Below are 19,945 nucleotides of genomic sequence, written 5' to 3'. Positions count from 1 at the left end.
TTAACGCGACTATAGAAAAGAAACGTTTTGTCGGGTTTAATATCTACAAAATTGGGCATTAAGGAGACGTTAATGCTGGAACTTGAAGATATGCGACTGTTTCGCGCATTGGGGTCGGCGAAATCCTTGGCCGAAGCCGCAAGGCTGCTTAACTTGACCCCGCCCGCGGTGACAACCCGTCTCCAGCGCATTGAGGAGCGCCTTGGCGTACGACTCGGAACCCGCGAAGCGCGAGGGTTTTCACTGACTAACGAGGGACAGCGGCTGCGGCAAGAGGCGGTTGATATCCTTGAAAGAATCGATGCGATCGGCGCCGTCGTCTCGGGAAGATCCAATAGTGTTTCGGGCAATTTGCGGGTGGTTGCACCATTTGGCTTCGGCCGCATGCATATCGCACCCGTCATGCAGGAAATGAATCGCTCGCATCCGAACTTGAGCGTGTCTCTCATCCTTTCCGAAAGCCCGCTTGCCGCGGCCGCGGGCGCCGACATCGTGATTTCCATCGGCAATACGAAACCCTCATCCTGGGTTGGCCATTACCTGGCACCCAACGAGCGCTTTCTTTGTGCCAGTCCCAAATATGCCCAACGTCTGTCTCGGCTTGAACACCCTTCAGACCTGGTCCACTACGACTTCCTTGCCCTGCGCGAAAACGACGAAGACGTCACCCGTCTTCGATTGTCCCGCGGCGGTCGTGACGGAAGGCAAGCTGAAAAACCGGTGAATATACGACTCACAGGGCGCTTGTCCTCCAACGATGGCACCGTAATATGCGACTGGGGCATAAAGGGTCTCGGCATCTTTGCACGCTCCGAATGGGAAAGTGCGCAATTTATCTCTTCCGGGAAATTAGTCCGCGTTTTATCGGACTGGCGACTCGAATCGGCGCCCATCATGGCCTTGACGCCCACTCGCACCGGCTTGACCCCAAGGCAAAAGGCATTTCTCGACATCGCCAAAGAGCGACTTGGTTCGGCCCCGTGGCGCAAATAACTCCCTTCCAGGCGCGGCTTTTACGATTTCAAAAGCGCGCCGCTCCGCCTCATTATCATTTATGCCCGGATAATGCTCACTTTACAGTCGCTAAATCCTTTTATAAAAGCGCTCGCCTACAATTGCTGAATTCGTCCTAGTGCTTCGGCGATGATACGTCCGGGCATTTCCGTCATATTTTAACGCTGAACACAACGATGGCTTTCCACGAAATCTCCACGCCAGCCGCCTTGATCGATGTCTCTCGAATGAGATGCAACATCCATCGCATGCAACAGCGGATGAACGCGCTCGGCGTTCGCTTTCGACCCCATGTGAAGACCACAAAATGCTTGCAGGTTGTTTCCGAGCAAATCGACGCGGGCGCCAAGGGCATCACGGTGTCCACGTTGAAAGAAGCGGAACAATTCTTCGCAGCCGGCATTCGAGATATCGTGTATGCGGTTGGCATGGCCCCGTCCAAACTTGGACAGGCGCATGCCCTGCGGCAAAAAGGGTGTGATTTAAAAATTCTGGCGGACAGCGTTGCATGCGCGGAAGCCATCGTACGTTTCGGCAAAGCGCATGGAGAGGTCTTCGAGGTTTGGATTGAAATCGATGTAGATGGCCATCGCTCCGGCATCAAACCAGAGGACGATACGCTCATCGCGATTGGACGCACCTTGACCGACGGAGGAATGCGCCTTGGCGGCGTACTGGCACATGCGGGTTCCAGTTACGATTTCGATAATGATGAAGACCTATCGAAAATAGCCGAACAGGAAAGAGCCGGCACGGTAAGGGCGGCGACCCGGTTACGCACCGTCGGCCTCCCTTGCGCTGTCGTCAGTATCGGCTCGACGCCCACTGCCCTTGTTGCCACCAATCTGGAAGGGGTCACGGAAGTGCGAGCAGGGGTATACGTGACTTTTGATCTGGTCATGCATAACATCGGCGTCACTACGATAGACGAGATAGCACTCAGCGTTCTGACAACGGTCATCGGACACCAGGAAGAAAAGGGCTGGATCATCGTCGACGCCGGCTGGATGGCGATGAGCCGCGACACAGGCACGAAACGTCAGAAACGGGATTTCGGCTATGGCGCAGTCTGCAATGTGGATGGCGAAGCACTGGCCGGCTACCGCATCGTCGGCACCAATCAAGAACATGGCATCGTAGAGCGGATGGGCGGGGACGACAAGAATATCGTCGAACGCTTCCCAATTGGCTCCATGCTCCGGATTCTACCGAATCACGCTTGTGCAACAGGCGCGCAGCATCCGACGTATTACGCACTGCAGGAAGACGGCTCGCTACATGCGTGGCCACGTTTCTACGGCTGGTAAGCCCTCCTCGTTGTCCCGGCACGAGCATGAGGAAGCCTGTACAAAAAATGCCCATCGCCGCATTGGGCTCTCCAGAAAAGCAGCCACATGAGTCGGGTTAGAAATCGTTTCGGCTGCGGATACGCTCGGCCTGGCCACCGGAACTAAAGCAGACTACGTAGACTTTTTCGTTTTTTAGATCTCGCCGTGAAGGTCCGCCCATACAATCTCGGCAAGGTAAAGTTTCACCTGAAGGAAGCCAGGATCGGGTGCCTGACGCATCGATGACAACGCGGCGCATATCTGATAGCGTCTCAGGTGGTAACCGCACACGGCACGCGCGCTGGCTCGATTATCCATTACCCGACACCATCGCGCCTGCACGCGCTCACATACGACTCCTCAGTTCTGAATGCAGTAATAAAAGAAAGCGAGTTCTACATCATGATCAAGATTCTAGGAAAATCGTCATCAATCAACGTGCGTAAAGTCCTGTGGACATGCACCGAACTAGATATTCCTTACGATCATGAAGAATGGGGCGAAGGACATAAACCCGTAACGTCGCCGGAATTCCTGGCACTTAATCCCATGGCTCAGGTACCGGTCTTGATCGACGGAGAACTGATCACCTCAGAGTCGAATTCGATCATTCGTTACCTGGCCTCCAAGTACGACCCATCGCGCCGATTGCTCCCGCAGACGGGCGTGAACCGCGCGCAAATCGAGAGATGGATGGACTGGCAAGCGACCGAGCTGAATAACGCATGGCGCTACCCGTTCATGCATTTAGTGCGCGCTCACCCGGACTTCGCCTACCCGGACATCGTTGCACGAAGTATCGAAAAGTGGACGGATCACATGGCGTTGATCGATTCGCAACTGCGCAAAACCCAGGCGTTTTTACTTGGCGCGGAATTTTCCCTCGCGGATATCGTTATTGGATTATCCGTCCATCGCTGGTACGCCACGCCGATTGATCATCCCGCCTTCGATGCCGTCCGAACTTACTATGCGCGACTCGAAGAAAGAAAGGGATTCCGCGCATTCGGCAATAACGGGAAACCATAAGGCAACTGATCGTGGCAAGGTAAGAAGACATAAAGAGGAAAATGCTTTGCCACTCTTTTGACAAAAGAAAACGCTTGTCAAAGTCAGTGATACAAAATTTTCCCATATTGCATCGGGACTGTTTGATTCCGTAACGCCATGAAAGCGGTTATCCGTTAGCCGCGTTGGTCGATTTCCAAGAAGGCCGCCCATCCCCGCACCCTCGCACCCGCAGGCCCCAGCAAGGTCGTCATGACAATCGGCGCCGCCGTAGCAGTTTTCTGTTGCGGCGCGGCGCCACACCCGCTGAAGGTTTCTATTCGACGTACTCACGCTGGCGAATTCCACATTTCCCTCACTTCCAACATTTCCCTTGACTACCGAATTTTGTATGGAGGTAATGTCATCCATAACGATACACGCAGCGATGCGGAGATTCGGATGCTTGATCAACACTGTACCCAGGGAATGCCAGACGTGTTGGCTGCGTCGCGCCAGATTCGAGACGGCAGCCTGACGCCGACCGCGTTGCTTGAGCGGGTATTTGCGGTAATTGAAACCCACAATTCCACATTACGCGCTTTCGGCGACCTGTATCCCGTCGAGGCAGGCGCTTACGCGGAAACGCTGACGCGCGAAGCCGCCGCGGGAAATATCCGCGGCCCACTTCACGGCGTACCGTTTGGCGTGAAAGATCTTTTCTACACAAAAGGCCTACGTACGACCCGCGGTTCGCTGACCGCTTGCGATTTCGTTCCAGATCAGGACGCGCCGATTATCAGTCGATTGAAGAAAGCCGGCGCGATCATCGTGGGCAAAACGGCGACCACGGAATTCGGTTGGACGGGTACCAGTATCTCACGCGTGTTCGGGAACGGGCGAAATCCATGGAATGCCAAACTCACCAGCGGGGGCTCGAGCTCAGGATCCGCCATCGCCGTGGCAGCACGAATGGTCCCGGCTGCGCTGGGATCCGACGGGGGAGGTTCGGTCCGGATTCCGGGTGCGTTCTGCGGTCTATTCGCACTTAAAGGGACGCTTGGACGCATTCCGACCTGGCCTTGGTCCGCGACGGAAATGCTAAGTCATGCGGCGCCTTTAACACGCACGGTTCGCGACAGCGCCTTGCTATTCGATATCTTTTCAGGCCCTGATGTGCTGGACCATCAAGCACTTCCAGCACCAACAGAATCATACCTGACGCGCTGCGACGAGCCACTTCCTTCGCTCCGTATTGCGTTTTGCCCCTCACTCTTCAACGTTGATGTCGACCCCGTCATCGCGAAAGCGGTTGAGACAGCCGTAGCGAAAATCGCTGACAAACTTCCCGTCACCATCGAGGAAACACAGCCGCCATGGCAAGATCCCTTACCGATTTTTGAGACGTTATGGGCGGGTGGTCGCGGTGTGGCCTATGGCAAGACCCGTGCAAACGAACTCGAACAACTCGATCCGGGATTTGTTGACTTAATCGAACGTGCGCGGACCATCAGACTCGAAAGCTATCTGGCCGCGACGCAAGGTCGCGCAAAGTTTGCTAATCAAGTGCACGCATTCTTCGATGACTATGATTTGTTGATTACCCCTACAGTGCCTATCCTGCCTTTCGACGCCGACAGGACTGCGCCCGAGGACTTCGCAAACCACAGAGATAGCATGGTCCCGTGGGCTCGCTGGACGCCATTCACCTATCCTTTCAACTTGTCCGGCAACCCGGCGGCGAATATTCCTTGCGGTTGGAGTCCGGACGGCCTGCCAATCGGGTTACAAGTAGTGGGGCGGCGATTTGCCGATGCGGACGTACTGCAGTTCAGTGCGGCTTTCGAGGCGCTTTGTCCGTGGGACGATAAGGCGCCTGCGATTATCTCCTGATAGCTGGATCGGGGAGTCAGGTTCTCATCTTACTTTGCGCACAAGGCGCCCCGAGGAATGTGCACCATGCTCAACCAACCGCGACTGGACGAAATCTTGCGGTTACTCAACCAGCAGCATCGCGTCAAGTCCATGGATTTGGCGCGGTTATTAGGTGTGTCGGAAGAAACGATTCGACGTGATTTCAAGCTACTTGAAGGCCAGGGGAAGATACGGAGATTACATGGCGGGGCCGTCTTACCCAAGCTGAACGAGGAGCAGCCGCTGCAGGTCCGGAATCGCATCAAGACACAGGCAAAAGTAGCACTGGCAGGCAAGGCAGCAGCACTTGTGCAGGAAGGCATGTCGCTGTTCCTGGATACTGGAACAACGACGCTTGCTCTAGCGCAAAGACTTACCGAATTCTCGAAATTACGTGTGGTGACGAACTCCCTGGACATTGCGCTGCTTCTCACCCACCAGAGTAGTAATCATGTGATGACCACACCAGGCGATGTTCGGCGAAACGATAATGCCTTGATTGGCTCGCACACCATGGAATTCGCGCGTCAGTTTCACTACGACATCGCTTTCATGGGAATAGGTGGGATAGATCTCGAACTGGGTTTCATGGATTACGAAGAGTCTGAAGCGTTGATCAGGCGAACCCTTGTGCGGCATTGCGTTCGCAGTGTCGTGGTAGCGGATGATGGCAAGTTCGGACATCGCGCCTTTGTCAATACGCTTCCCTTTGACGCTATAGACACACTGGTTACCAACCGACCGTTATCTATACACTTCGCTGCCCGGATGGAAAAGGATCATGTTGATGTTGTACACCCCTGAACTCCTTATACCAAGCGACGATGATTTTGCTGAGTTTTCGCGGTTTTTCGCGGAAACATCAACAATTGGCGCGACACAAGGCGGCGGGCTGCATCGGCTTGCGGCATCGCCCGAGGATGGTCGTGTCCGGGATATGTTTTGCGCCTGGCTCAACGCACAGGACTTCATCGTCCACGTCGACCAAGTGGGCAACATCTTCGGTCTGGTGACGTTTGATCAAAACGCACCATACGTTTTGTGTGGATCGCATCTAGACAGTCAACCTAACGCAGGCCGCTTCGACGGCGTATATGGTGTTATCGCCGGTGCCTGCGCAATCGCCAGCATCGCGCGTCATGTAAAACAGAGCGGAACAATACCACGTCGCAATCTGTGCGTCGTGAACTGGACGAACGAAGAGGGAGCACGTTTTCAACCAAGCCTGACGGGCAGCAGTGCCTTTACCGGCGCGATGTCCATTGAGCAAGCGCTGGCATGTACAGACGAGAATCATATTTCGCTAGGCACCGCACTTAAATCGATTGGTTATCGCGGCAGCAGTGCACCAGACATACGTGTGGCGGCGTATGTGGAAATGCACGTTGAACAAGGCACCGCACTCGAAAAAGGGAAGTGCAGTATTGGCGTTGTTCGTAAGACCTGGGCGGCACTAAAGTGGCGCGTTCGTTTCGACGGCGAGCAGAACCACACCGGTCCCACGCCAATGGCATCACGAAAAGATGCATTACTTGCCGCAGCGCACGCTATTGTCGCTGTCCGGGCGGAGGCGGATAAACACGGACTTGCCATGCACAGCTCCGTCGGAAGACTTCAGATATACCCGAATTCTCCGAACGTCGTGCCTTCGAGAGCAACGCTTTTGGTCGAGTTCCGCTCAGAATCCACGGCGCTATTGGCGGACGTCGCCACTCGTTTTCAAAAGACGATAGAAACGATTGCGCGGACTACCGGGACGTTGGTCAGCATCGAAGACAAATCGTTGCGAGATCCGGTCCAACTGCATCGCGCCTTATCCGATTTAGCATATACCGTCAGTGAGCGACTGGATCTCGCCGTTGAAAACAGTGTAACCGTGGCGGGGCACGATGCGATTAGCATGAATCGTCTCTACCCCACCTGTCTGTTGTTTGTCCCAAGCAAAAACGGCCTCTCCCACAACGAAGGAGAGTGCACCTCAGAGCAGGATATGCACAATGGCCTGCGCATGCTGACGGCTCTTCTGCATCAAATCTGCGAACACCCGGCTGAAAGCCTTTGAGGACTTACCGTGGAAAGCCAAACCGTCGAGTCGAAAAGATTACTGGACGCGCTCCTCGCAGCGGGCATCTCAAGCGCGGTTACCGTGCGCGCCGGTACGGCGGGCATTGCCTCCCCCATGCGCGTGGCGACAGAGTGGGCGGGATTTTGGGTCACGTCGGAATCACGCCATTACTACGCGAAGGTACTGTACGAAGATATGATGCCTGTTGTCAGCGCCGACAAAACCGCGAGAGCAACCGAATGTGCCGCACGCACCGGCGCGACGCCCGACGTCAAATTGATTGACGCAAGACGATCTGTGCTTTTGTTCGATGCACTTCCCGCGCCCGAATGGCATTCAGCGCGCGTCGATGATTTGAACAGCCGCGATCGACTGGACGCTTTGTGGAATCTGAAGCGGAAAGTACATCAGGGGCCAACGCCGGATTTCGTGCGCTCGCCCTTCGACGACCTTCATCGTATCCGCGACCTATGCAATACCGCAAGAGTGAGTCTACCCATTGACGCCGCCTGGATTGATGAGTGCGTCGACCTGGCGACTGCGGCGTTGAAAATGGCACCAGGTAGAAGCGTGCCGATTCATGGCGATGGTGTCGCGAGCAACGTCATGATCGGCCCAAACGATGAACTAAGGCTTATCGACTTCGACACGGCCGGCGTATTTGACGAATGGTATGACGTCGCCACCACACTCAATGAACTTTATCAGTTCGAAGACGAATGGCGTACCGGGATTGCGGCATGGGCAGGGCATTGCGCCGAGGTGGACTATGCACGCTGCCGCTTGTATGCGCTGCTAGATGACTGGCTGTGGACGCTTTCCGCTACCTGGTCTGGCGCCACCTCGTCACGACAACTCGAGTTCACGAAGCTAGGGCAATGGACCCTATTACGGTGCCGCCAAACCATCCAGGATGCCCGTTTCGAGAGCTGGCTTCGCCAACTGAAAAAGGCAGCGTCATGAAGAGATTCGGAGAAGCCAGTACAAGTCAAGAACGTCAACTAGAGACGGCCATCGCTCAGATAGACGCATGGCATGGTGCTTCCATTCATTATTCCCCCGTCGGGGGCGGTATTTCAAACATGAATTGGCGTGTCCAAATCGAAGGGGCACCCAACGCATATTTTTTCAAGGTACCTGGCCCGGGCACCGAGATGTTCATCAATCGTCATACCGCCCACGAAGCCAGTGTGAAAGCAGCAGAAACCGGATATGGCGCACCCGTTTTAACTTTCCTGCAGGCGTGTGGCGTAGAAATATTCGAGTTCATGGAAGGCTGGAAGGCCTCAACAAATCTCGACTTCGCCGATGCCCAGGTACGTCACAAAGCATTGCGTGCGCTAAAGGCCTTCAATAACCAGCCGCTTTTATCGGAGACAAAAACAGTTCTCGATATGATCGACGAACATCAGGCTCAGGTTGAAACGCTTGGCGCGCGTACTCCGCCCGACCACGAGTGGTTGTGCAGGCAGTTTGAGCGCGCACGCGCTGCATTGACAGCATCAGGAATTGATCTGCGACCCTGCATGAACGACACACTTGCGGGGAACTTCATGTTGAACCAGGCACGCGACATTCTTTTGGTCGACTTTGAATACGCATCCAATAATGATCCCCATTACGAATTGGCGCTTTGGTTCGGCGAAATGTTCTTCACGCCCGACATGGAACTCGCCCTTGTCGAAGAATATTTCGGTAGCGTGACGTCGCAAACCCTTGCACGCATTGCCGTCAACAAAGCGCTCGCTGATCTGAAATGGGCAACATGGGCGATGGTGCAGCGCGCGATCTCCTGCATCGATTTCGATTTCTATAAGTACGGGGCATGGAAACATATGCGCGCGCGCGCGGTAATGCACGATTCGCGTTGGGAAAGTTGGCTGAAGGAGGTTTAAAAAAAATTGAACCGCATTCTTGCCTTCGATACTTGCTCCGTGCCGGGTTGTTAGTCGATGTGATCGCTTCCGTCGTTGATGATTACCAAAATGAATGATGTCCCGTTATGCATAGTTAATATACGTCTTAATTTATTTGTGGATATTGCAATGTATTCATTCAAGAAATGGTTAGTAGTTTACTCGTCGACATCCGCTTCAATGAAGGAGCACTTCAATGAACCAAGTTGATCAGGTCAAACCTAAGAAACTTCGCAACTATTTTTTTGGTGTGTACTTCGCATTGTTGCTTGCGATGGCACTCTTCCCACCGTTCTATCTAAGCGTTAGCGGATCAGCAATCGTTGTTGCTGGGATTCCGCTTCCAATTCTGTACTGGATCGGCAACGCCATATTGGTAGGGCTTGGCGTCTGGGCGCTTTATATCATCGAAAACGTGCAGGACGCGTTACCGGAAGAGGGGCAAATACCATGATCACATCGGGAAACATCAACGATTCCTATATCACATTTGGGATGATTGGCGTATTCCTTGTGCTCATGATTGCCGTCCTATATGCGACGAATCGCAAAAGCACGACTTTCTCGGACTACGCCGTTGGCGGCCGTTCATATGGTCCTTGGTTTATCGCCATGAGCTACACCAACTCCTGGTGGCCGGGTTCAACCTTCACCGCGTTCTTCGCTTTGTCGGTCGGCGGGGTACTCGGGTTCTACGGCATGGTGTATGCGGTTTTAGGCGTGACCGCGATGTATCTGATGGCAAGACGCGCATGGACCTGGGGTAAGCGCTTTGACTTGACCACCCAGCCAGATCTACTTGGCATGCGATATAACAGCGCCACCGTCAAGCGCTTGGCATCCATCATCGGCATTGTCTCGGTTTTTCCGTGGGTCGTCATGGGCATTCAAGCCCTCGCAACGCTCTTCCAGTTCGCGAGCTTCGGTAACTGGACCGTGACGCAATGTCTCGTTGCAGGCGTCGCCACTGTTTTGATCCGACAATACTGGACCGTCAGCATGGGTATGCGCGGCTTGATCATGACCGATATGTTTCAGGGCCTGATCGCCTACGTGTTGTGTGCTGCATTGTGTATCGCATTGTTGATGGGAACGCATACGCCATTCTCGCATTTGTCCCATCTTCCCCCGAAATTGCTGCAAATCCCGGGCGACGCGCATTCGACATATGGTCCATGGTACATGTTCAGCTTGATATTCACCGGGGTAATCGGAGCGATGTGCTGGCCGATGAGCTTCCAACGTATTTACACGGCCAGTGGCGTCCGTGCGGTGAAGAAGGGAACACTCCTGACCATTTTGTTGGTTGGTGGCTTCTACTGCGTTTTGATGCTATTCGCCGCGGCTGCGAGTAATGATCCAAACGTTGCGGCAAATCCGCAGCACGGCTGGTTCCTTGCCTTGATGGACGCTGGCGGTCCGTGGATGCTGGCGATCGCAATTGTCATTGTTCTGGCTGCAAGTATCGGTCACGTGGACGGCTGCGTTCAGGTCTGCGGGACACAATTTGCCAATGACTTGGCCACATGGAATACGAAGCGCACGGACCGTGAACTGACCATTCTTTCGAAAACAGGAATGGCTGTTTTTATCCTGGCGGCAGCTATTCTTGCGTATTTGACGTTTGACTACAGCCGGCTTCAGCTTCTGGCGCAAATTTCATATCAGGGAATCATACAACTCGCCGTGCCCCTCTTTTTTGGGATATTTTCCCGTCGCGGCAACAAGCAAGGCGCCATCGCCGGGATGGCGGTCGGGATTGCCTGCGCGGTCGTTTTGACCGCGATGTATCCGGATGACATTCCATGGCTTGGTTCCCTGACAAGCGGTATCGTCGGATTGGTTGCCAATTTAACGGTATTCGTGATCTGCGCATTCGCTATCAAACCTTCTCCCGCCGAACAGGCGCGAGTTGCCGCTCTGTTTGAATCGGTAAGGACCAGGGCATCGGTGCATCATGCTACCGACTCCGTAGTGGCGTAATGTGTCGCATCGTCTCTGTCCAGCGCATGACAGGTTTATAGCGATAGCCGTGTCGAGTACGCCGTGGGTATAAACGGATTCTGATTGGCTCCGTGCCATGGTGGTGCGCTTGGGCATTGACGATATACTTTTAATTGACCTCGTCATCGATAGCGATGCATGCACTGGAGAGACCGCGCGGCACCCTATTAGCAGCATCCTTTTGGCGTCAGGACAGATTCTGTTCTTATTGTTGATCGTCGCCATGTGATGCTGCTTCGTTAGCACTCGCACACCTGCCAGCGTCCCACGGCATATCAGCTTTAAATGACAAGTTGTCTTCTTTCAAGGATCGATGCTCGTATCTCGCCATCAAGCAACGTTCCGCCTCCACGGTCAGTCATATGGCAAGATATGTCACGCTGTACGCATCGAGATCGTGACCAGAACGCATCCGACCCCATAAGCGTTGCAAAAAATAACAAGGACCGGTTTTGAAGCAATACCCACTTCACCTCTATGCTGACGCGCAATTTGCCAGCCCGTATGCCATGTCGGTCTTTGTGACCTTGCATGAGAAGCAATTGCCCTTTACGCTTTCGACAGTGGACCTGGACGCTAGCGCGAACCTTGAGCCATATTACGCGACGGCATCGATGACGCGACGTATTCCAATGTTGAAGCACGGAGACTTTACGCTCTCCGAGTCATCGGCCATTACAGAATATCTCGACGACACGTTTTTGGAAACACACGTCTACCCCAAAGACCGATACCTTCGGGCGAGAGCACGTCAAATTCAGGCATGGTTGCGCAGTGACCTTATGCCCATTCGCCAAGAGCGTTCAACGGAGGTGATTTTCTATGGTTCGAAGAGCGGCCCTCTTACATCGACTGCTGAATCCGCAGTCCAGAAATTGTACGCAGCGGCGGAAGCACTCGTTCCCGTGAATAGACAGAATCTTTTTGGAGAGTGGTGCATCGCCGATACTGATCTCGCGCTCATGCTAAATCGTCTAATTTTGAATGGCGATCCCGTGCCTGCCCGCTTGAAGGACTACGCCGCATACCAATGGAATCGCCCTTCGTTAAGAAATTGGCTTGCCCTGTCACGCCCGCCGCTTTGAACTTTCAACGTTAGTCGTCGCGATGTGTTTCGGACGAGGCGGTCAGGCGACGTCGCGCAACCCAATCGTTCGTCAATGAATGAATCACTGTGGATTTCTGCCGAGTGCCGTCGATTACCAGAAAGTGACCGTCACCGGCAAAAGTAACAACATCGTCCGGAAAAGGCGCTGGATTGCCAAGTTCCTGTAGCAAACGCCGTTGATTAGACGGCGCACCTCCATCCGCACCTATCAAAAACCACACATCATAAACGATGTGGCCGGTCGAATACGTGCTTTCAAAAATGAGAAAAATCCCACCCCACGTTAATCAATTTAACTAACAAATGGCTGTTTACTGGTGCGCGCGTCGGACAACATGGACAGGGTAATTTTTCGTACCTCGAGTTTGCTCTGCGTGATATGTGCTCGTAGCAAAATAGCAGCCTCGGTCAGTCGGTTACGCTTAATCAAGCTCAGCATCTTCGCGTGTTCGTCGTAGGTTGCTGCCGTACGGTGTCGCTTTAAGAAGTCTAATCGCCGCACAATCCGAATACGTTCGGTAATGTCATTGTGCACTCGCACCATCTCCGCATTTCCAGCCGACTCGACCAGACGCCTATGAAAGTGTTCATCCATTCCAAACATCTCTATCGGATCGTCCTGTTGCGCTTCGAGCGACACACACCAGATACGTTCCAATTCGTCCAATATGTCGCGCGCGGCCGAGCTTGCGGACGACATACGCTCCAAAGCCGCCGATTCCAGCACGATACGCAAGTCGTATAACTGGTCGAGTTGATCGAAATTGATTGGTGCAACTTTCCAACCACGACGAAATCCTACTTCCAGATAGCCTTCGCGCTGCAAGCGAAACAAGCCATCACGCATGGGCGTACGCGATACGCCATAGTATTGGGCAATATCGCTTTCAGAAAAACGATCACCCGGAAAAAGCCGGAAGCTGAAAATGTCTTGCTTGAGCTTTTGATAAACCTGTTCGGCAAGTGGATTCGCAGCATTCTTTGCAAGTGAGTCACTCGCGGGTACTAAGGGCGATGCGTCACGCCCGGTCAACGCATCCGACGTCTCGGTACGGTCATTCATCATGCAATTTTCTTCCTGCTAAATCGGGTTGTTCAGCGCGGCAAAAGGCGCCGTCCATCCCACGATGCCACCTTGTGAATGCACCATCTCAATTGTCGCTTGCCAAAAAACAGGAAAATAACTTGCCGTAGCGTCCGTCACCAACAAACTGTCGTAGCCACGGTCATTTGCTTCGCGCATCGACGTCTGCACGCACACTTCAGTGGTAACGCCGGCAAACAGAAGATGCGTTATTTTTCGTGCGCTCAGCCTTTCAGCCAGCCTCGTCTCATAAAAGGCCCCCTTACCGGGTTTATCGATCACCCATTCATTGTTTGCTGGCGCCAGCTCGGGGATGATAGCATTGCCGAACTCGCCGCGAACCAAGATCCGCCCCATCGGACCCATATCCCCTATCCTGCTGTTCGGCACGCCACGCTCCCGCTTGGCACGCGGGCAGTCCGCCAAGTCCGGTGCGTGGGATTCACGGGTATGCACGACAAGCATCTGGTGCTCACGCGCCCACGCCAGTAAAGTAACCACCGTTGGCACAATCTTTTTTAGTTGCGTGACATCGTTTCCCAGCGATGCGCCAAACCCGCCTGGTTCGATAAAATCACGCTGCATATCGATAATCAACAACGCGGTGGTGGCGGTGTCAAAATCGAAAGGCCCTGGTTGTGCGGCGATGCGGAGTTTCGTCATGGCAAATTGAGGGATTGCGTTGTTGTGTTCTGCTCGCCCTCATATAAACATTACGATACAGGGAAGCATGATAGTGTCATCGATATTCTTCGACACGCCGCGCAATGCTGATTCACGAAAAGCACTATAAGTAATGCGGTGATATTTTATGAGGGCTCGCAATAGCTCATACGATTTCCTCGTTGGGAGCGGTCGCCCTGTTATGATCGTCAGCAACACCATGTGGTCGACCGCTTGTGTCAGACCCTGCCATATACCGTCCGAGTACACTACGATCGGCATGGGTCGCATCAGTCTCAAAAACAAATTCTCCGGCTGTCATTACAACGATACGGTCCGCCAGCGCCAATAGTTCGTCTACATCTTCACTGATCAACAATACGGCAGCGCCATTACGTTTTGCCGCGACGATTCGTGCATGAATGTCGGCAACGGAAGCAAAGTCAAGACCGAAAACAGGGTTGGCGACAATCAATACATCCACCGCCTGCCCCAATTCCCGCGCGAGCACGGCACGCTGAACATTACCACCAGACAAGGTGCCCATGGTCCGCTCAGGGACAGGAGGACGAACATTGAACTCCTGGATCAAATGGGCGGCGCGCTCCCGCATCGCACGACGATTCAGCCACCATCCGGCTCGGCGCAATGGCGCTCTGTCAAAGTCCCGCAACGCCAGATTTTGTGCAACGCTCATGCCGGCCACGCAAGCGTTGCGCAACGGCTCCTCTGGAATCGCGAAAACACGCAGCGTCGTCATTTGCTTGCGCGTGGCACGATATGGCATGCCTGCTACGCGCATGAGGCCATGCCGGATATGTCGTTGCCCCGTCAGGGCATCCAGTAATTCTTTTTGACCGTTACCGGAAACACCCGCTACGCCGACGATCTCCCCAGCCCTCACTTGCAAAGAGACGTCTTTCACCGCCATATGCCCTCGATCGTCCTGCACACAGAGTTCGGTCAGCTCAAGTCGAATGGTGCCGGCGGTTGGCGTTGGCGTTGGCGTTGGCGTTGGCGTTGGCGTTGGCGTTGGCGTTGGCGTTGGCGTTGGCGTTGGCGTTGCGTCTTGCAGCGCTTCTGCCATCGCGGAAAGGTCGCCGCCGCTCTGGTCGTTGGCATTCGAATGTGTCCCCGCCCCGATCATCCAGCGGGCAAGTTCATCGGGGTTCGTGTCTGATACCGGGCAACTGGCCACGCGCTTTCCTCGGCGCAACACCGTTACGTCGTCCGCATACGCCATGACCTCTCGGAACTTATGCGTGATCATCAGCACGGTCAAGCGACCAGACAACGTCAGTGTGCGCATTAATCCCAACACATCATCCGCTTCCTGTGGCGTCAGCACGGAAGTCGGCTCGTCGAGAATCAATAGACGCTGCTGCAGATAGAGTTGCTTCAATATTTCCAACTTCTGTTTTTCGCCCGCTGCTAGCGATGCGACAGGCACGGACAACGGAAGTTGAAACGGCATGCTTTGCATAAACGCTGTCAGCGCGGCGCGCTCGCGTTTCCAGTCGATCTGCCATGGCAGCGCACCGCGTGCCAATAACAAATTTTCCTCGACGGAAAGACCCGTCGCCAGCGTGAAATGCTGGTACACCATGCCTATGCCGAGGGCTTGTGCGTCGCGCGGCGATGCAATCGAGACCTCTCGGGTGTCCGCGATCATCTGTCCCTGATCCAGCAAACCGTACCCTACCAACCCTTTTACAAGCGTACTTTTGCCGGCGCCGTTTTCTCCGAGGAGTGCGTGAATCGTTCCCGACCGTACTTTCATTGAAACGTCATCCAGGGCGCGGAAGGCACCAAATGACTTCCCCGCGCCTACAAGCTCGATCGCCAGCCCAAGACCTTGTTGTGGTCGATTCATCATGAATTGCGCAAAGCGCTCAGCAATGACTTCGAATCCGATACGGTGCCGAAGACGCCACCTTGCATCTGAATCATGGCCAGGGCCGCATGATGATTGCCGACATCCGTGGCACCACAACAATCCGCCAGAACCGTACATTCAAAACCACGGTCGTTGGCCTCGCGCAAGGTCGTATGCACACACACATCCGTCGTAATCCCGGTAAGGACCAGGTTGCGGATACCCCGCGTACGCAGGATCAATTCGAGGTCAGTCGCATAAAACGACCCCTTACCGGGTTTATCAATGACGATTTCTCCCGGTTGCGGCGCGAGTTCCTCGATGATCTGCCAACCATCCTCGCCTCTTACCAAAATTTTGCCGCATGGGCCGTCGTCACCGATACCCACGCCGTTGCTGCCCGCTTGCCGACTTCTCCAACGCTTATTGGCCGGCAAATCCGACAGGTCGGCGCGATGTCCTTCCCGTGTGTGAATGATTGTGTAACCCTGGGCTCGCATCATATCCAACACGGCGGACAACGGGGCGATCGGTGCCCGGGTGAGGCTCAAGTCATACCCCATCTTATCGACATACCCTCCTGGCCCGCAGAAGTCCGTTTGCATGTCGATGATGATCAATGCAGTATTATCCGCGCGCAGATCGCCGTTATAGGGCCAGCGATATGGTTTGGCTTCGATGAACAAACTCATGACGAACCTCTATCACCCAATGCGTTGCTTCAACGCGTAAGACTCAATTCACCTGGCGCACCTGCAAGGGTCCGATCCGGGCGACAATTGATAATCATGATTACCAGCGTCAGCACATACGGCGCTGCGTTATACAAGTAATAGCCACTCGTAACGCCAATGGCTTGCAACGCCGGTCCTAAGGCGCCTGCCGCGCCAAATAGCAGGGCAGCCCACAAGCAGCGCACGGGTTGCCACTTGGCAAAGATCACCAAGGCGACAGCCATCAGCCCTTGTCCGCTGGATAGCCCCTCGTTCCAGCTTCCCGGATACACCAGTGACAAATAGGCGCCACCGATGCCAGCACATGCACCACCAAAAGCCGTCGCAATGATGCGGATGCGGACTAGCGGATAACCCATTGCCCTGGCTGTTTCAGCGTGATCCCCGACCAAGCGCAATACCAGGCCCCATCGCGTGGATCGCAGACCCCATTGCAATAAGAAAGAAAGAACGACACCGATCACAAACAGCAGATTGATATGCAGTGCGTCGCGCACCTGCGCGGATCTGCTCCACGCACCTAGATCAATCGAGGGCAGCATGGCCGCCTGCGGTTCGATCAAAGGCTTGCCCAGGTAATACGCCAGCCCCGTTCCGAACAACATCAAGGCAATACCGAATGCGATATCCGACACACGCGGCAAGGAACAGATCATGCCATGCAGCGTGCCCAACAACATACCGAACAGCGCTGCCGCCAATACGCCCGGCCAAGGTGACCCAGTTAGAAAGGAACCGCCGTAGGCACTCATCGCACCACAGACCAGGATACCCTCCAGTCCCAAATTTACCCGGCCGGCTTTCTCCGTGATGCATTCACCCAGGCTTACGAAAAGGTAGGGTGTGCTCACGCGAATCGCGCCGGCAAACAGCGACAACACCAGCACCACGATAGGGGAGTGCATATCAGGCATGAGGCTGCTCCAACGAGGAGGACGGTATCTTTGGCGTCGCTGGTGGTGACGCGCTCTCCGTGAAGGCCATGCTTTCCAATGTCACGCGCCAAGCAGTCATCCACTTCCCAAGCCCTTCCCATGCCAATAGATTCGCGAACAACAAACCTTGCAGCACGAGCGTGGTTGCATCGGGAAAACCCAGACGCCTTTGCAGCAGGCTGCCGCTCGCCTCGATGCCGCCCACCAACAGCGCACAAAAAATGATCGCGAATGGTGCCTGGCGAGCCGCAAAGGCCACCAGGATCCCTGCATAACCATATCCCGCGAGCAAAGAGGCATTAGCACTGCCCTGCACTGCACTGACTTCGAACATTCCCGCGAGCCCGGCTGCCGCGCCGCCCATCGCACAAGCACTCAACGTCAATAGATCGACCGGCAAGCCGACAAGCCTCGCGGCGCGCGGGCTCCCCCCTACCACCTGCATCGCAAAACCTTTGGTGCTGAACGTGGTGAATATCGAGACTCCCAGGCACACCAGCACACTCCAAAACAACCCCCAATGCATTTGCATTCCAGGCATGGAGCCGATCATCCATGCAGCAGGCACTGCAATTGTCGAAGGCTTGTTAAGGCTTGCAGCATCGCGCAATGGTCCCTCGACCAAAAACTTGAACACCGCGATGGCGATATACGACAGCAACAGACTGCTGATGGTCTCGTTCACCCCACGCCATTGCTTCAATGCCCCCACGCCCCCAACCCACACGGCCCCGGTCACCATGCCGGCAACGGCCATCAATGGCGTTGCGATGAGCCAGGACGTGCTCGCGGGGAGAAGCATGGGAATCACGGCAGCGCTCAATCCACCGAGCGCAAGCGCGCCCTCGCCGCCGATGACAACCAATCCAACGCGGGCCGGTAGCGCTACGCACAAGGCAGTCAACATGAGGGGCGAAGCACGCATTAAGGTGTTCTGCCATGAAAACGCGGAACCGAATGCCCCCTCAAAGATCAAGCCAATGGCATCAAGCGGCGGCTGCCCTTGCACGGCCAGGAACAGTGAGAAAAGCACCATCGTCCCTATTAGCGCAAGCATACTGGGCAACGCGGGCAAGACACGCAGCGTCAGCCTTGCTGCCACCACGGCAGCCTTGCCTGCGGCGGCGGCGGCAAATCCCGACGGACGAAAAGGCCGGTTTGGAAGCACGATAAGCTCTTATCAAATTTGGCCGACGATGCCAGCCACCAGATAGTTCATGCTTTCCAGCGAGTAGTCCGTCTGAACATGACTGACTCCGGATGGGATGACGACGCCACCTTTGTTATCCTTGATCGGTCCCTTGAAAATAACGAATTGGCCGCTCATCATGGTGGCCTTGATCGCATCGGCATTTTGCTTCGCCGAGGCATCTACTTTCGGGCCGTACGGAGACATTTTCACATAACCCTCTTTCAAGCCGCCGCGCAGTAGATTCGGTGCGGGCTTGCCAGCCTGGGCGTCGCCCACGAGTGCTTTGTAGGGCGTGGCCCAATCCCATTCCGCGCCAGTGAGATAGCCCTTTGGCGCCAGCACGGATTGATTGGCGTGGTAACCGCAGCACATGATGCCGCGCTTTTCGGCGGTTTCGATCACCACCTTTGGACCGTCCACATGGCAGGTGACCACGTCGCACCCCTGATCAACAAGACTATTCGTCGATTCGGCCTCTTTGACCGGCATCGACCAATCACCGGTGAAGATCACGTGCGTCGTGATGGCGGGATCGACCGATTGCGCGCCCAACGTGAACGCATTGATATTGCGAAGTACCTGCGGAATCGGTTTTGCCGCCACGAATCCCATTTTTTTTGTTTTCGATGCATGCCCCGCGACCACACCGCTAAGATACATGCACTCGTCGATATACCCGAAATAGCTTGATATATTGGTGGGGCTGCCCGCCTTCCACAATCCACCACAATGCGCAAACCGAATATTGGGATACTTCGCGGCCATCTTCAAAACGTACGGATCAAAATACCCGTACGACGTAGCAAAGATCAACGTCGCCCCATCCTGTTCGATCATTGCCTGAATGGTTTGCTGTACCGCGATGGTCTCGGGCACATTTTCTTCTTCGACCACCTTGACGCCGGGAAGCTTCTTGATGACATTTGCGGCAACGGCTTGCGCCTGGTTATAGCCATAATCCCCGCGCGCACCAACGTAGATTACACCGACAGTCAGCTTGCCCGATGCTGCGGTGGCGGCCAATGCGGCTTCAATTGGCAGGATGTTGGCCAATGTCAACGCCCCGGCAGTTCGAATGAAATTGCGACGGCTGGTCATGTCGATGATATCCCGTTAAATAAATGG

The 19,945-nt window shown here is 54.7% G+C and carries 19 protein-coding genes; 11 read left to right on the top strand and 8 right to left on the bottom strand.

Annotation, left to right across the window (positions count from 1 at the left end; translation table 11 throughout):
• The first annotated feature begins 72 nt into the window (after nt 1-72).
• Nucleotides 73-993: a LysR family transcriptional regulator gene (locus tag SJQ66_RS16690; RefSeq protein ID WP_046153188.1), complete on the top strand. Its 921-nt coding sequence runs from the start codon at nt 73-75 to the stop codon at nt 991-993.
• A gap of 197 nt (nt 994-1,190) precedes the next feature.
• Nucleotides 1,191-2,321 (top strand): DSD1 family PLP-dependent enzyme, encoded by a 1,131-nt coding sequence (locus SJQ66_RS16685; RefSeq protein WP_320535065.1) that lies wholly within the window; start codon nt 1,191-1,193, stop codon nt 2,319-2,321.
• A gap of 174 nt (nt 2,322-2,495) precedes the next feature.
• Here SJQ66_RS16685 and SJQ66_RS16680 read toward each other — a convergent pair whose 3' ends face one another.
• Entirely contained in the window at nt 2,496-2,660 is a 165-nt protein-coding gene (locus tag SJQ66_RS16680) for a hypothetical protein (RefSeq protein WP_320535064.1), read from the bottom strand.
• Nucleotides 2,661-2,744: 84 nt separating this feature from the next.
• Between SJQ66_RS16680 and SJQ66_RS16675 the strand changes: the two genes are divergently transcribed.
• The 9 genes from SJQ66_RS16675 to yfcF all read left to right on the top strand — a co-directional run bounded on the left by SJQ66_RS16675 (nt 2,745) and on the right by yfcF (nt 12,313).
• Complete coding sequence (locus SJQ66_RS16675) at nt 2,745-3,371, top strand: glutathione S-transferase family protein (RefSeq protein WP_024904712.1); 627 nt, start codon at nt 2,745-2,747, stop codon at nt 3,369-3,371.
• Between the two features lie 420 nt (nt 3,372-3,791).
• Complete coding sequence (locus SJQ66_RS16670) at nt 3,792-5,222, top strand: amidase (RefSeq protein WP_320535063.1); 1,431 nt, start codon at nt 3,792-3,794, stop codon at nt 5,220-5,222.
• Between the two features lie 66 nt (nt 5,223-5,288).
• On the top strand, nt 5,289-6,047 hold the full coding sequence (locus SJQ66_RS16665) for a DeoR/GlpR family DNA-binding transcription regulator (protein ID WP_024904715.1): 759 nt from the start codon (nt 5,289-5,291) through the stop codon (nt 6,045-6,047).
• Nucleotides 6,025-7,305, top strand: a complete 1,281-nt coding sequence (locus SJQ66_RS16660) for a Zn-dependent hydrolase (RefSeq protein WP_024904716.1) — start codon at nt 6,025-6,027, stop codon at nt 7,303-7,305. Before SJQ66_RS16665 ends, SJQ66_RS16660 begins: the two co-directional genes overlap by 23 nt.
• A 9-nt stretch (nt 7,306-7,314) precedes the next feature.
• Nucleotides 7,315-8,271, top strand: coding sequence for a phosphotransferase family protein (locus tag SJQ66_RS16655; RefSeq protein WP_024904717.1), 957 nt, complete (start codon nt 7,315-7,317; stop codon nt 8,269-8,271).
• Nucleotides 8,187-9,203 (top strand): choline kinase family protein, encoded by a 1,017-nt coding sequence (locus tag SJQ66_RS16650; protein ID WP_236693521.1) that lies wholly within the window; start codon nt 8,187-8,189, stop codon nt 9,201-9,203. The genes SJQ66_RS16655 and SJQ66_RS16650 overlap by 85 nt, the downstream gene beginning before the upstream one ends.
• A gap of 217 nt (nt 9,204-9,420) precedes the next feature.
• Nucleotides 9,421-9,678 (top strand): hypothetical protein, encoded by a 258-nt coding sequence (locus SJQ66_RS16645; RefSeq protein WP_024904719.1) that lies wholly within the window; start codon nt 9,421-9,423, stop codon nt 9,676-9,678.
• Complete coding sequence (locus SJQ66_RS16640; protein WP_024904720.1) at nt 9,675-11,207, top strand: sodium:solute symporter family protein; 1,533 nt, start codon at nt 9,675-9,677, stop codon at nt 11,205-11,207. Before SJQ66_RS16645 ends, SJQ66_RS16640 begins: the two co-directional genes overlap by 4 nt.
• A 473-nt stretch (nt 11,208-11,680) precedes the next feature.
• Entirely contained in the window at nt 11,681-12,313 is a 633-nt protein-coding gene (yfcF, locus tag SJQ66_RS16635) for a glutathione transferase (protein ID WP_024904721.1), read from the top strand.
• 315 nt (nt 12,314-12,628) lie between these two features.
• Here yfcF and SJQ66_RS16630 read toward each other — a convergent pair whose 3' ends face one another.
• The 7 genes from SJQ66_RS16630 to SJQ66_RS16600 all read right to left on the bottom strand — a co-directional run bounded on the left by SJQ66_RS16630 (nt 12,629) and on the right by SJQ66_RS16600 (nt 19,918).
• Nucleotides 12,629-13,369, bottom strand: a complete 741-nt coding sequence (locus SJQ66_RS16630; protein WP_253465443.1) for a GntR family transcriptional regulator — start codon at nt 13,367-13,369, stop codon at nt 12,629-12,631.
• A 48-nt stretch (nt 13,370-13,417) separates the two neighbouring features.
• Nucleotides 13,418-14,083, bottom strand: a complete 666-nt coding sequence (locus SJQ66_RS16625) for a cysteine hydrolase family protein (protein ID WP_024904724.1) — start codon at nt 14,081-14,083, stop codon at nt 13,418-13,420.
• Between the two features lie 166 nt (nt 14,084-14,249).
• The gene (locus SJQ66_RS16620) at nt 14,250-15,959 is read right to left on the bottom strand and encodes an ABC transporter ATP-binding protein (protein ID WP_407691541.1); all 1,710 of its coding nucleotides are present in this window, start codon (nt 15,957-15,959) and stop codon (nt 14,250-14,252) included.
• Complete coding sequence (biuH, locus tag SJQ66_RS16615) at nt 15,956-16,651, bottom strand: biuret amidohydrolase (protein ID WP_024904726.1); 696 nt, start codon at nt 16,649-16,651, stop codon at nt 15,956-15,958. Before biuH ends, SJQ66_RS16620 begins: the two co-directional genes overlap by 4 nt.
• A gap of 29 nt (nt 16,652-16,680) precedes the next feature.
• Nucleotides 16,681-17,607 (bottom strand): ABC transporter permease, encoded by a 927-nt coding sequence (locus SJQ66_RS16610; RefSeq protein WP_320535062.1) that lies wholly within the window; start codon nt 17,605-17,607, stop codon nt 16,681-16,683.
• Complete coding sequence (locus SJQ66_RS16605) at nt 17,600-18,685, bottom strand: ABC transporter permease (RefSeq protein WP_081765075.1); 1,086 nt, start codon at nt 18,683-18,685, stop codon at nt 17,600-17,602. The genes SJQ66_RS16610 and SJQ66_RS16605 overlap by 8 nt, the downstream gene beginning before the upstream one ends.
• Before the next feature lie 123 nt (nt 18,686-18,808).
• Nucleotides 18,809-19,918, bottom strand: coding sequence for a BMP family ABC transporter substrate-binding protein (locus SJQ66_RS16600; protein ID WP_024904729.1), 1,110 nt, complete (start codon nt 19,916-19,918; stop codon nt 18,809-18,811).
• Between the last annotated feature and the right edge of the window lie 27 nt (nt 19,919-19,945).

It is taken from the genome of Robbsia andropogonis, assembly GCF_034047095.1.
Lineage (GTDB): Bacteria > Pseudomonadota > Gammaproteobacteria > Burkholderiales > Burkholderiaceae > Robbsia > Robbsia andropogonis.
The sequence above is the reverse complement of the archived record's forward strand: the minus strand, read 5'-3'. Positions and strand labels throughout refer to the sequence as shown.